This is a genomic window from Fructilactobacillus sp. X8R1C1 (genome assembly GCF_059900945.1).
Window position 1 is genome coordinate 77,797 of the sequence record NZ_JBWXVH010000004.1, and the last position, 12,867, is coordinate 90,663.

Annotated in this window: 14 protein-coding genes; 7 read left to right on the forward strand and 7 right to left on the reverse strand. The window is 41.1% G+C overall.

What is annotated here, in order from left to right:
• Nucleotides 1-56: 56 nt before the first annotated feature.
• The gene (locus AC6UD1_RS04745) at nucleotides 57-941 is read right to left on the reverse strand and encodes an RluA family pseudouridine synthase (protein ID WP_500707418.1); all 885 of its coding nucleotides are present in this window, start codon (nucleotides 939-941) and stop codon (nucleotides 57-59) included.
• Between the two features lie 52 nt (nucleotides 942-993).
• Nucleotides 994-1,434 carry a universal stress protein gene (locus AC6UD1_RS04750; protein ID WP_500694084.1) on the reverse strand — a complete coding sequence of 147 codons (441 nt, stop codon included), beginning with the start codon at nucleotides 1,432-1,434 and terminating at the stop codon, nucleotides 994-996.
• A gap of 136 nt (nucleotides 1,435-1,570) precedes the next feature.
• Between AC6UD1_RS04750 and AC6UD1_RS04755 the strand changes: the two genes are divergently transcribed.
• Nucleotides 1,571-1,990, forward strand: coding sequence for a hypothetical protein (locus tag AC6UD1_RS04755; protein ID WP_500701272.1), 420 nt, complete (start codon nucleotides 1,571-1,573; stop codon nucleotides 1,988-1,990).
• Between the two features lie 15 nt (nucleotides 1,991-2,005).
• The gene (locus AC6UD1_RS04760) at nucleotides 2,006-2,479 is read left to right on the forward strand and encodes a hypothetical protein (protein ID WP_500694082.1); all 474 of its coding nucleotides are present in this window, start codon (nucleotides 2,006-2,008) and stop codon (nucleotides 2,477-2,479) included.
• A 190-nt stretch (nucleotides 2,480-2,669) separates the two neighbouring features.
• Here the strand turns inward: AC6UD1_RS04760 and AC6UD1_RS04765 are convergent, their stop codons facing one another.
• Complete coding sequence (locus tag AC6UD1_RS04765) at nucleotides 2,670-3,515, reverse strand: SAM-dependent methyltransferase (protein ID WP_500694081.1); 846 nt, start codon at nucleotides 3,513-3,515, stop codon at nucleotides 2,670-2,672.
• A gap of 9 nt (nucleotides 3,516-3,524) precedes the next feature.
• Nucleotides 3,525-3,932: a helix-turn-helix domain-containing protein gene (locus AC6UD1_RS04770; protein WP_500694080.1), complete on the reverse strand. Its 408-nt coding sequence runs from the start codon at nucleotides 3,930-3,932 to the stop codon at nucleotides 3,525-3,527.
• A gap of 130 nt (nucleotides 3,933-4,062) precedes the next feature.
• Here AC6UD1_RS04770 and rny point away from each other — a divergent pair, with 130 nt between their 5' ends.
• Nucleotides 4,063-5,655: a ribonuclease Y gene (gene rny / locus AC6UD1_RS04775; protein ID WP_500707419.1), complete on the forward strand. Its 1,593-nt coding sequence runs from the start codon at nucleotides 4,063-4,065 to the stop codon at nucleotides 5,653-5,655.
• A 43-nt stretch (nucleotides 5,656-5,698) separates the two neighbouring features.
• Here rny and AC6UD1_RS04780 read toward each other — a convergent pair whose 3' ends face one another.
• The gene (locus tag AC6UD1_RS04780; RefSeq protein WP_500707420.1) at nucleotides 5,699-7,243 is read right to left on the reverse strand and encodes a bifunctional metallophosphatase/5'-nucleotidase; all 1,545 of its coding nucleotides are present in this window, start codon (nucleotides 7,241-7,243) and stop codon (nucleotides 5,699-5,701) included.
• A gap of 202 nt (nucleotides 7,244-7,445) precedes the next feature.
• On the opposite strand from AC6UD1_RS04780, the gene spx reads away from it, so the two are divergent.
• Nucleotides 7,446-7,844, forward strand: coding sequence for a transcriptional regulator Spx (gene spx, locus AC6UD1_RS04785; protein WP_010022968.1), 399 nt, complete (start codon nucleotides 7,446-7,448; stop codon nucleotides 7,842-7,844).
• Between the two features lie 61 nt (nucleotides 7,845-7,905).
• Nucleotides 7,906-8,715, forward strand: a complete 810-nt coding sequence (locus AC6UD1_RS04790; protein WP_500707421.1) for a Cof-type HAD-IIB family hydrolase — start codon at nucleotides 7,906-7,908, stop codon at nucleotides 8,713-8,715.
• Between the two features lie 64 nt (nucleotides 8,716-8,779).
• Here the strand turns inward: AC6UD1_RS04790 and AC6UD1_RS04795 are convergent, their stop codons facing one another.
• Nucleotides 8,780-9,739: a nucleoside hydrolase gene (locus AC6UD1_RS04795; protein WP_500707422.1), complete on the reverse strand. Its 960-nt coding sequence runs from the start codon at nucleotides 9,737-9,739 to the stop codon at nucleotides 8,780-8,782.
• A gap of 150 nt (nucleotides 9,740-9,889) precedes the next feature.
• Between AC6UD1_RS04795 and AC6UD1_RS04800 the strand changes: the two genes are divergently transcribed.
• Together AC6UD1_RS04800 and AC6UD1_RS04805 are read left to right on the forward strand one after the other, a co-directional pair.
• Complete coding sequence (locus AC6UD1_RS04800; RefSeq protein WP_500707423.1) at nucleotides 9,890-10,879, forward strand: NAD(P)/FAD-dependent oxidoreductase; 990 nt, start codon at nucleotides 9,890-9,892, stop codon at nucleotides 10,877-10,879.
• Between the two features lie 86 nt (nucleotides 10,880-10,965).
• Nucleotides 10,966-11,934 carry a type I phosphomannose isomerase catalytic subunit gene (locus tag AC6UD1_RS04805; protein WP_500707424.1) on the forward strand — a complete coding sequence of 323 codons (969 nt, stop codon included), beginning with the start codon at nucleotides 10,966-10,968 and terminating at the stop codon, nucleotides 11,932-11,934.
• A 40-nt stretch (nucleotides 11,935-11,974) separates the two neighbouring features.
• On the opposite strand, the gene AC6UD1_RS04810 is transcribed toward AC6UD1_RS04805, so the two are convergent.
• Nucleotides 11,975-12,787: a hypothetical protein gene (locus AC6UD1_RS04810; RefSeq protein WP_500707425.1), complete on the reverse strand. Its 813-nt coding sequence runs from the start codon at nucleotides 12,785-12,787 to the stop codon at nucleotides 11,975-11,977.
• Nucleotides 12,788-12,867 lie beyond the last annotated feature (80 nt).

Below are 12,867 nucleotides of genomic sequence, written 5' to 3' on the forward strand. Positions count from 1 at the left end.
TTAATGTAACTAATTAATTAGAAAAGAGTGAACTCATATGAGTTCACTCTTTTTGTTTACATATTGAATTCAGGCGGTAGTGGGACAGTAACTTCAAGTGGTTGATGGTAAAACGGTGTCATCATTTGGACCCGCCAAGAATGAAGCAGCATGGGATGATCATGATGACCGTTCGGGTCGTATAAGGGATCGTCAATGATCGGATGACCAGTGGAAGCCAAGTGCACCCTGATTTGATGGGTTCGACCGGTCTGAAGTTGAAGGGCCACGAGGGTTTTGTCTGGATCCGTTTTTATGACCTTGTAATTTGTGATCGCTGATTTAGAATTTGGTCCGTTAATTTTGCGTTTACGCTGGTCGTAAGGATCAAAACCAATTGGCTGATTGATTACTCCCAATTGATTTTTAAAATGACCATGAACCCAGGCCAAGTAAGTTCGCTTGACTGCTTTAGTTTCAATCATTTTGACTAAGATGGGGACCACGGATGGATTCTTGCCGATGATAAGTGCACCACTGGTTTGTTGATCTAAGCGATGAACCATGTAAGCGTCGTTTTGGGGTTGAAGGTAGTTGGCAGCAAAATTAAGGGTGGATCCCATTTCGTGAGGTTGATTGGCATGGGTCTTGTCACCGCGATTCTTGTTAACAATTAAAAAGTCAGAGTTTTCGTAGACAACGTTTAGTGGTTTCGATGAATCTGATGAAACGTGTGGGAACGGGACTTTAAAATCGGTAGCAATAAACTCGAGTGTGACTCGATCATTTTGCTTAACCAGAAAGTTCATGGGCAGGTACTGACCGTTAATTAACACGCGATGATTTTTTCTTAGTGAGAAAATCAAATGCTTGGGAATTAAAAGATATTCGTGCAGATACTCCCGAACGGTTTGTTGATCAAATGATTTGGGGACGGTTAATTCATATTTCCATTTCTTCATAAAATTCCTCAAAATAAAAAACCCACTCAATAAGTGGGTAGAGATTTTGTGACTATTTGACTACTAAGACGTCTTGAGTAGCAGCACGTGTGACGTAGCTAGTGACCGAGCCAACCATCAAACGTTCAACGGCTGAAAGACCAGTAGCACCGATGATGATCAGGTCATCATGGTGATCGCTTGGAAATTCCTTGGCAATGACTTTCTTGGGATTACCAAAACGCATATGAATTGATACGTCGGTTACCCCAGCGTCAATTGCTTGTTGTTTCAAAGTTTCAAGAATCTTCTTTGTCTTGTCAGTTAACTGGTAAACAGCGTCGGCGGTAATTGCATCCCCGTAGCTACGGTTGAATTGGTTAACTTCAATTACATTTAAAATATCTAAGTGACTGTCATTTTGTTTAGCCATTGTGATTGCACGACTCATAACAGGCATTGTATCTTCAGCACCATCCACCGGTGCTAAAATCCTCTTGTAATTCTTGGCCATTTAGCTCACCTCATTTGTTTTCTTATACACTAACTATACCATGTTTTAAGAATTTACGTAACGAATTTAGCTAAAACAAAAATTGTTGGTATCAAATTGAGAAGTTCGTTATACTGAAGCTAAAAGGATGAGTAAAATGAAAAGAAAACAGACGTTAACGTGGGCGTTTATTTCACTGATATTGTTCTGGATTGTAAACATTGTTATGACGATGCCAATCATGAAATTAACGGTCAAGTCGAGTGTCAGTGGCCTAGTTCGCACGTCAGCCATTGCAGCCATTATGTATTTGATTCCGATGATTCTGGTTGCTTTTAAAAGTCGTTTAGGATATTATTTGTTGGCAGCCGTTCAGGTTATTTACACGATTGGGTTAATCGCAGCGATTATTGCGATGATTACCATTAGTCATGCAACATGGCCACTTCGAATTGCCGTCATTGTGCTGGTAATTGGTTCCATTGGTGTAAATATTTACTGGTTCATGATTGCTTATCAGGTCCGAAAGGCAACGACGAAAGAACGTGTGGCTCATTATATGAAGTTTAGAAAATAAAGTTAGGTGAATGAAATGAAAATTGATGAAAAAGAGTTTGTTGAAGCAGCTGGAAATGATGATTTTCAGAAACAGGTGTCGGAAATGTCCCTTAAAAAGTTGCAATCTGACTTAAAGGGAAACTTGAAGAAGATGACTGATTTTATCGCAAGTAATCTGAAAGAAGACAGGATTGCCAGCGCGGAAATCACCGTTTCTGATCATGACATTCAGCTGAAACTGCAGACCTCGGTCATTAATTTACCGCTAGACTACGCTAAAAACATTGCTAAAATAACGGTGGGAGACGGGATAAAATCAGTCAATGTGTACATGATCATTGCTTCTCCCAACGTCAACCGTTCTAAAATGCGAATTGATGAGTTGGCGGATTCAACTAGTTTTGAAAAGGAGCCCGATGGGACTTATTTGGCGCAGTTCGTTGACTGGACTCAGGATAAATTAGATCAGATTGCGGCTAATGAACAGGATGACGCAAGTTCTAAATAGCTTTTAATTACTAATTATGATACAATGAAGGTATGCGACGAGCCGAGCAGACTTTTTAGTCTGATTGTGGGAACCATGTTTATCTGCCGGATTGCAGATGGTTTGATTAGCAGGTGATGTGAACACCTAGTTAGTCCGTCTGACTTGTTCAGATGCCAAAAAGAGCTTCCAACAAAAGTTGGAAGCTCTTTTATTTTGCTAAATAAACGTGATCTTGGATTAAATCGAAGTTTGAATAGTGTTGATTCAGGTTCTTAATGCCCTCGTCATCGTAAAGTTGTGCGTTTTGCCAGAACTCTTTGGAGTCGGTGGCCCCGTTTCTCTCACCAATGACGATTAATTTGATATCACGATTTGACTTTCTGATTGCTTCAAGAAGTTCATTATCGATTGGAATGCCATCTGGAGACCACGACATAATTACGTAGTCAATCTGGTCCTGATACTTGTGAAATGCGTCGAGAGCTGATAACTTTTCCACGTTAGTGACGGGATGTCTGCCAGTTTCGTTCTCGTTTTGCCAATCTAAACTGTCAGTTGCGATGACGTTTGCGTGGTTATCACGGAGTCCCTTTGAGATGTAGCCGTTACCCGCCATTACTTCAAGGGCAGCATTACCATCTAAGTATTTTGCAAGATGGTAGGTAAACGATGAGGAGATGTAGGCCCACATCCCGTATTGATTTTCGAGATAATCACGAAAGTCACGCAAGTGCTTGTCAAGGTTAGAAAGATCGCCTGAAAGCCGGTTCCATTCGGAATCACCGCTACGATCATTCATGGCGTACTTGGAATTGATTTTTTGATAAATCTGGTCCTGAATGTCATCAGGAAGAATCAGCTTGGGCAAATCCTGCGGAAGTCTACCAGCCGTAAGTAATTGATTGGCTGCTAAGACGTTGTTAATTAAGTATTTAATCTCAGGATACTCCCGATACTCGTCACGATACTGTTCCATTTGATGAATGTAAGGTGGAGTCGCCTGTTTCAACTGATGACGTTTTTTGAGTTTTTTTCTGAGTTTACGTTTATCCATTTGATGTCCTTAGTAGTGTAAGTCAAGCGATTCTTGGTGATTTTTGTGGTCATCGTCTCTGTTTTGTTTACCGTGAAGGTAGCCGTTGATAAGTTGAAAAATCTCGTACCGATCGTTGTTATTAATGGCTTCGCCGTTGAAGAAGAGTTGCTTTCCAGAGATAAATAACTTGGAAAGATCGGATTCTTCATGGTCAACTCGGCCACTCAAATAGTCCATTGACACCCCAAAAAATTCAGCTAATTTTTTGACTTCAATGTAAGAAGGATTACGGATTCCACGTTCCCAATTGCCGATCTGTGAGGCGGTATTCTCATGCTCTTTGTCAGTGGGAAACATTGTGTTTAATCCGTTTGCAAGGTCAGTCAATGTGATTTTCTGACCGGTTCGTAAAGCTCTGAGTCTTTCAGGAAACATAGAATCACTCCTTAATACCATTATACTTCATAATATCATCAAAAAGCACGAGTGACTTATTTTAAAATAAAGATTTAAATGTTATTATTTAAATAGATTAAAATGAATTGAAAAGAAAGGAAGTGTCAAATTGATAGCTTCCATTGCAATTATTATTGCACTCTTACTTGGAGCAGCATGTGGCTACTACGTACGAAAAAACCACGTCGACAAGGGACTGACAGCCGCCAGGACTGCTGCTAGTAAGATTAAAGATAATAACCAAGTTAAGATTAATGATACTAAAAGAAAACTTGAAGATAAAAGTAAAACAGCAGCTGAAAATTATCGTAAAGAAGAAGAAATTGAACTCGATGCCCAAGTTCAAGAAAACGAGAGCCGCAAACTGCGAATTGATCATAGAGAAAAAAGCTTGGAGACTTCCGTTGCCCGCTTGGACAAATCAGAGGACGCTCTAACAACTAAAAAGAACAGTAATCACCTTCTAGTTGAAAACCTCAAAAAGGCTCGTAATGACGTCTTAGAACTTGAGAAGCAAAGAAAACAAATCATCCACGATCGGGGTGAATTAACTGAGGGTCAAGCCAAACAGCTCGTTTTGGCCACTCTTGAAGCTGATTTAAAACGTGACTTTGATACTACCGTTAAGGAAAATAATGACTTAATGGCATTTAATGCTGCCAAACAGGCCCGTAATCTTATGATTGAGGCAGTTCAAGAGGGGCCAGTTGATGTTCCTCGTGACCACATTGAGCGCTCAGTGATTATTCCGGATTCCGGAATGCGCGCCAAGATTGCTGGCAAAGATGACCAACGATTACGATTAATTGAGACCCTTACCGGGGTTGATTTAATTTTTGATCCAGAACACCCGGAAACGTTAATCATTAGTACCAGTGATCCGGTTAGAAGAGAGATTGCGCGCAATTCCATTAACGATCTGTTGGCCATTAAGCAGGTTAATAATGGTGTAATTGAAAATGAAATCAATCAAACCCAACAGGAAGTTCTGGATGAATTAAGAAAGACTGGCGAGATGACCGTGAGTCACTTGCACCTTGGCTGGGTTCATCCAGACCTAATGAAGACGGTGGGACGCTTAAAGTTTCGAACGTCGTATGGTCAAAATGTCTTAGAGCATTCCATTGAAGTTGCCGAACTATCAGCTGTGATGGCTGCTGAACTTGGTTTAGATGTTCGGATGGCTAAACGGACTGGATTATTCCATGACATTGGTAAAGCGATTGACAGAGAAGTTTCCGGAACACACGTTGAACTGGGAGTGAAGTTAGCTGAGGCTTATGGTGAAGATCCAATTGTCATAAACTCGATTGCGTCTCATCATGGCGACGTGGAACCAGATAACCCATACGCTATTTTGGTCGCAGTGGCAGACGGAATGTCAGGAGCTCGACCAGGAGCCAGAAGCGAATCGGTCGAAGAGTACATCAATCGATTAAAGAGTTTGGAAAAAATTGCGAATGAACATCCCGGCGTTAAAGATAGTTACGCCATTCAGGCCGGTCGTGAGATTCGAATCATGGTTGATCCAAAGAAGGTTAACGATACGCAAAGTAGTGAGTTAACCAATGAAGTAAAGGACCAAATTGAAAACGAATTGACCTATCCTGGTAAAATTAAGGTTACCACAATTCGACAGTTGCAAGCCGTTCAGTACGTGGGCGGTAAACCGAAAAACAATAAAAAGAAAAAAGCTGGATAAAAAAAGTTCTTCACCATTGGTATTTACGTGGTGAGGAACTTTTTTATTTAATGACTTTGAAGTTTTGCTGGTTGTTAGCGTCGACTATGGGATGATCTTGAAGGTACTTCGCAATCAAATTACTCATGGTAATGGTGTTATAGGAAATAATTTTACTTTCATCGTACATGGGGTAGTGGCCGCCACCAACGGCGCGGTATGCGTTTAAGACGATCTTCAAGGGCTGATGGTCCAGAACTGGGCGACCGTGATAGGTTAAGTTAACGATTCTGGAACCAATCGGCCGGGAGACGTCAATAGTGTAATCAATGCCCGCGTACATGTCATAGTTATAGTCCCGGTGTTTCGGATAAGTATATACGGGGTTGACAATGATTTTATTATCCTTTAAGGCAAAATAATCAGCCGTTTTTTCAAGGGCAGCTTTTAAGTCCGCTCCAGTAATGTTTAAGACTGCTAACGTGTTTGGATAGACGTAGTTGGTGATGATGTTTCTCATGGTGATTGGATTTTCGAATCCATGGGCTTCGTCGGTAAAGAGCGCGGTTGCCGAAATATCAACTCCCATTGTTTCCATTTGGACCCTTTGAATAAAATTGATAAAGGCCGATCCATGGGTTCGAACTTCGAAGGGATCTTTATATTTGAGATTACCTTTAATCTTTGAGAGTGGTTTTGAGAGCCATTTTTCAACATCTTGGTCGACTGGATCAACGACGTTTTTGGTTGGTTGAAATGGCTTATTTTGAGCCGTTGAGATTAGTTTGGCGTTACTGTTGACCACCGTTTTATCGTTATCATTAATATCAAGGGTAATTTTGCCTACGTAATCACCACGATGTCCGGGTTGAACGTACGGAACGCCAAAGAGATGGTTAGCGAGCTTTCGGTGCTGGTGACCCGTCACTAAAGCGTCAATTCCGGGAACTTCTTTTAAAATTTGATAACTTTCGTTTTCACCAGTGAATTTTTCACTAAGTTTGCCTACTTTGTCTCTTTCAAAGCCCCCATGATACAAAATAACCACCACGTCGGTTTTTTGGCGAAGAATTGGGACGTATTTTTTGGCCGTTTCTAAGCCAGATTTAAACTTAAGCCCTTTAACGTTGGCCTTATTCTCCCACTGGTTAATGGCCTGAGTGGTAAGACCTAATACTCCCACCTTTAGATCCCCAAAGTCTTTAATGGCATAGGCCGACCCAAAGGCTGGCTCATCTTTTTCGTTTAGGATGTTGGCGCAGATAAACTGGCGCTTGGTGTTTTTGATGGTATTTTTTAAGTAGCTTTGTCCGTAGTTAAATTCGTGATTACCGAGTGATCCAAAGTCATAGTCAATCGTATCGTATGCTTTATTAATCGCCTTAGCACTCGGAAGTTTTAAAACTTCGGCCGTGTAGTAGGCAAGAGGAGACCCCTCTAAAAAATCACCATTATCTAAAATTAAGGTGTGGTCGAAGCCTTCCTGTTCGTGCTTAATTGTGGTTGCTGCCTTTTCTAAACCAAAGGGCATGTTTTCATTTGGTTTAACGTAATTTGTTGGCGCTAAATAACCGTGAATATCGCTCGTACATAGTATTTTGAGTTTCATAGTTTGGCCTCTCCCTCTTATATAGTACAAATTATAATATTTATTAAGGAAAGTGTAAATAAAAGCTAGAAATCAGGCTTTATTTAAGTTTAAAATAACGTTGACGAAGTAATAATATATGATACAATTTAGTTGTTTAATAAGTACATTCGTACTAATTTAAACAAGTCATGTTAAATGTTAGACATGAGGAGGTTATTACATGTTGAATTTATATGTTGCACCAAGCAGCGCATCAAGTCGTAAAGCCCGTGCTTGGTTGAAAGACCATAATATTCCATTTAAGGAACGAAACATCAATTCAAACCCACTTAACGCTGACGAAGTAAAACAAATTCTTCGTTTAACCGAAAATGGCAGTGAGGATATTATTTCAACAAGATCAAATGTTTTTAAGAAACTGCACTTGAACTTAGATGACTTATCTTTAACAGAGTTAGTTGACCTATTAGTAAAGTACCCTGACCTAATCAAGCGTCCGATCATTTTTGATGACAAACGTCTTGAAGTTGGCTACAACGAAGAAGAAATTAGACGGTTCTTACCGCGAGATGTTCGTGAAGCAGAATTGAGACAATTAGAGTCGAAGTTAACTTCTTAAGATATGAAAACGCCCGGTATGGGCGTTTTTTTATGAATAATTTAAATGATGAGGAATTAATATGATTAAAATGATCGCACTCGATCTTGACAACACACTGCTTACAGGTGATAAGAAGATCAGTAAAGTAAACGAAGACGAGTTAAAAAAGTTACACCGACAGGGGATCAAAGTGGTGCTCTGTACTGGACGACCAATCAATGCCATTTGGAAGTACATTAAACAACTAGACCTTGATGAGCCAGATGATTATACCATCACCTTTAATGGTGGGCTCGTGGTTCGAAATGCCGATAAGTATGAATTATTTAAGCGTGGGATGAATCGAGATGCGTTCAAATTACTTTATGAATACGCTCAAAGAAACGGCCTCCCGTTAGATATTCTTGATTTTACCCAGGTCTATCCAATCTCCGATTTAAAACCATCGATTTATCAACAAATGTTGAATGCTGACATGCAGTTTGTACCAACTAAGTTTTCTGAGATGCCAGACGAAAGCTACTCTAAGGCAGTTATCGCAGCCGAACCAGACGTTCTTGATAAAGCTGTTAGTAACATGCCCGAAGATGTGAAAAAGCAGTATCACATTGTTCGTTCACAACCCCAAATCCTAGAATTCTTGGCACCCAGTGTTGATAAAGCCTATGGATTAGGAGCATTGCTTAGTCACTATGGTGATGATTTTTCTAATCTAATGGCATTTGGTGATGCTGAAAACGATGCTGGAATGATTAAGAAAGCCAAGGTTGGTGTTGCAATGGCGAATGCACAGGAACCAATCAAGAAAATTGCGACGGATGTGACCAAATCGAATGATGATGATGGTGTGGCAGTCTTTTTAAAGCAGTATTTTAAAGCAGATCAATAAATATAAACACAACCAATAAAAAATGAGCTAAACAATTATGTTTAGCTCATTTTTATTTGGTTCTTTACATGGTCTCAAACGCATTATTCATATTTTTCATAAATTCTTTTAAGTAGCTTTTGGAGTCAACCGCTACTGCCACCTTAACGTTGGTGTTAGGATCATCTAATCGATTCTTGTCACCAATTGTTCTAGCATAGTATGCGTCGGGTTTGGTGGTAACGATCATATTCATATCAATGAATTTTACGAAACTGGGGTCGACCGCTACACCAACGGCGAGTGGGTCATGAAGTGAACAGCCGCCAAGTTCAGGATACATATCAGCGTAGATGTTGATGTAGAAGTCCACGATGTCAGCCATTTTCTTTCCAGCCATTGTCCCAGAATCGCGCCACTTTTGGGTTTCTTGCTTGGTCAAAAGCGTTCGTAACGTAACGTCAAGGCCGACCATGTTGATGTGAAGGTTACTGGTAAAAACTTCGTTTGCTGAAATGGCATCTTGGTTGATGTTAGCCTCGGCGACGGGGGTGACATTACCCGGAACGGTTAAAGCACCACCCATTAAAGTCACATTGCCAACCTTCTCCATGGTTTTTGGAGCTTGTTTGATTGCTTTGGCTAAGTTAGTAAGAGGACCAGTTGGCACAATCGTTAGATCATTGCCGTACTTTTTAGCGGATTCAATCATGAAATCGACCCCGTTTTTACTTTGGATGGCACCGCTTGGTTCTGGAAGGTCAACGTCGCCAATCCCATTTTCACCGTGAATGTCAGCGCTGACTTGCATTCTGACATAATCTTCACTTAATGGATGAGTTTCACCAATAAAGACCGGAACGTCTGAAGCACCAAGTAAATCTAAAATTTTAAGGGTATTAACGGCTGCCCGTTCGGCTTCGATGTTGCCAAACGAAGCAATGACCCCGATTAAATCAATCTCCGGATTGCCAACCGCGTAGGTTAGTGCCATTGAGTCATCGATTCCAGTATCCAGGTCCAAAATCATTTTTTTGGTACTCATTTAAAGTCCTCCTATATAACTTCAGTTACAGTACAACTTTATAATACTTTAATATGTGGGAAATTGCGATAGATATGAAATTGGTTTTTTTATTTTGTCTTTGCATGGTAAACTTTGGTTAAAGATAAAATTAGATAAAGAGTGATAAAAATGGAAAATATGTACGATATAACAATTATTGGCGGCGGTCCCGTTGGGATGTTTGCGGGGTTTTACGCTGGCCTGCGGGATGCTAAAACGCAGATCATTGAGAGCCTTCCTGAACTTGGGGGCCAGGTCAAAGCGCTTTATCCTGAAAAGACCATTTTGGACGTTGCTGGTTTTGCGGGCGTCACGGGTGACGAGCTGATTGCACGACTGCAAAAGCAACTTGACACCGTTGATGTTGACCAAAAGGTCGAGAGTAAGGTAGTCGATGTGATTAAAAAAGATGACTATTTTGAGATTGAAACCAGTAGGGGAACTACTAAGAGTAAAGCCGTCATCATTGCGACCGGAAACGGTGCCTTTAAGCCACGTGAACTACGGGCTGAAAATGCCGAAGAGCTCACTGGGAAACGTCTTTTTTACAGTATCAATGATTTAAACCAATTCAAGGGGCGAGACGTTATGGTTGCTGGTGGTGGCGATTCCGCCGTTGACATGGCTTTAATGCTGGAACGGGTTGCAAGTAAGGTATTTTTATTGCACCGGCGGGACGAATTTCGTGGTCTTGAGTACATGGTTGACCGATTGAAAGAGTCATCCGTTGAAGTGGTTACTCCATACTTAATCAAACGACTGGATGAGATTGATAATCGTTTAAGGGTTACCAGTAAAAAAGTTAAGACTGAAGATGACGAGATGGAAATGATGGTGGATGATCTCGTGGTGAACTACGGGTTTATTTCGAATAATCGCCAGTTAAAGGAATGGCAGATTCAACCAGCCCTTGATCATCGCTTACTTGAGGTTGATCAATCTTTTGAGACCAGTGTGCCGGGGGTCTTTGCGATTGGGGATCAGATTACTTATCCCGGCAAACAAGACTTGATTGCGACTGGATTTGGTGAGGCTCCCACCGCCATTAACGTTTTAATGAAAGAAATTTATCCCGACCGCAGGGGACCCGTTCACAGTACTTCGCTTCACCGCAAGTAGGTTCAAGAAAGGATAAATGTTGTGAAACCATGAACATGATGCTATCATGAAACTAGTTGAAATTTCTTAACTGGAGGATGATGTTCATGACAAATGAAGTATTTCCCTTATTTTTAAAGCCCGTTTTACAGAATAAGATGTGGGGTGGAACCGAACTAAAGCGGTATCACTATCAGTTAAATAGTAATCACGTTGGAGAGGCGTGGATTGCTTCGACTTATGGTGATGACTTGTCAGTGGTTTATAACGGACCTTATGATGAAAAGACTTTAAAAGAAGTTTGGAAGAAACATCCAGCACTATTTGGTGGGCATCCGGCTAACGCCTCCTTTCCACTATTGGTTAAAATTTTGGATGCCAAGGAAAACTTGTCAATCCAGGTTCATCCAAGTGATGAGAACGCGCAAAAGTACTTTAATGAAAAGAATGGAAAAACTGAGTGCTGGTACATTTTAGACACCAAACCAGATTCAAAGGTATATTACGGTCATTCCGCCAAAAGTAAGGATGAAATTCGGCAGACCATTAAAGACCACCAGTTAGACCAGATTTTAGAAACGAAAACGGTTCAACCAGGTGAGATGGTTTATGTACCAGCTGGGACGCTTCATTCTTTGGGAGCAGGCATTGTCGCTCTTGAGGTGGAACAAAATTCTGACAACACGCTCCGGTTTTATGATTTCGACCGGGTGGATCAAAAGACGGGGAAGAAACGACCACTCCAGGTAGAAGATGCCATTAAAGTAACCAATACTCCGAACGTTCTACCAGACCCCGAGCAAACCCAACTGGTTGTCGATTCAAATAATCCAGCCCGGACGCGTCTATTGAAATCAAAGTACTTTAACGTTTATCAAATTGTGGTTCACGGTCAAGCCGAGATTAAAGACATGCAGACTTATTCAGTGAACGTTGTTATTGATGGAACAGGGACACTAATTGTCGATGGCAAATCGTATTCGCTTGAAAAGGGAAGTACGTATGTCTTGCCAGTTCAAGCCAAAACGTATCAGTTAAAGGGAGACCTCCGAATTATTCAGACAACCGCAAACTAAAATATGACAAAAATACCACTACCTCAATGATAGTGGTATTTTAGTATCCAATGACATCCTCTGCCACCGTTTCTAGCGTCTTGGTTTTGATGTCGGCTACGTTAATCCAATACAGACAATTTTGGCGTGGATAAAACAAGCCTAACTGCTTAACCATTTCAAAATAAGACTTATTTGCTGAATGGAGCCCCATGATGTAGTACATCAGGATCTGGAGGGTGAATTTATTGGTTGGTTTAGCCTTTGATACCTTGAAATCCCACAGCCCATCCTTGGTCAGGTAGTCACCATCGCCGTTTACGACGGTGTCGGTGTACGCACCGGGAAAATCAAAGTCAATTGTAATGGGACCATCTTCTGATGCTTGCTTCAAGAACTGAACGCCCCGGTTAACCATTTGTTTAATGTGCTCAATGGTAACCTCATTCGCTTGGTACTTGGGACGAGGAACGTAGTAATTAGGTCCCATCCGGTAGGCAATGTCATAATTAACGAGTTGAATGGCGCACTGAATGCTGTCATCATCAAGTCCGGAATTGATTTCACTGGTTAATTGTTTAAAACGGTCCATATTACCATCGTAATGGTGACCAGTCTTTTCGGCCGCTAGTAGGTCAACGTTATGGGCACCAATTTCAGGAATACTGAATGCTGCCACGACGTCTCCGGTGACTTCAAACCGTGTTAGATAGTCGACGACCAGTCCCATAAAGCTGGGCGTGATATTTTCACTAGCAATCGGCAGAAATTCGTCTGGCGTAAACTGCTTGATGTGAAGGGATGAGACGGGAATGAAACCACCACGGGGCTGTTTATACTGCTTGGCTCTTTTTGTAACTGTATACTTAGTCATAATTTGTAACCTTCCATCCCTAGAGTTACCCGTATTATAGCACAGCTGAGAAGCGTGTGATCCCCAACAAAAGAACCCAC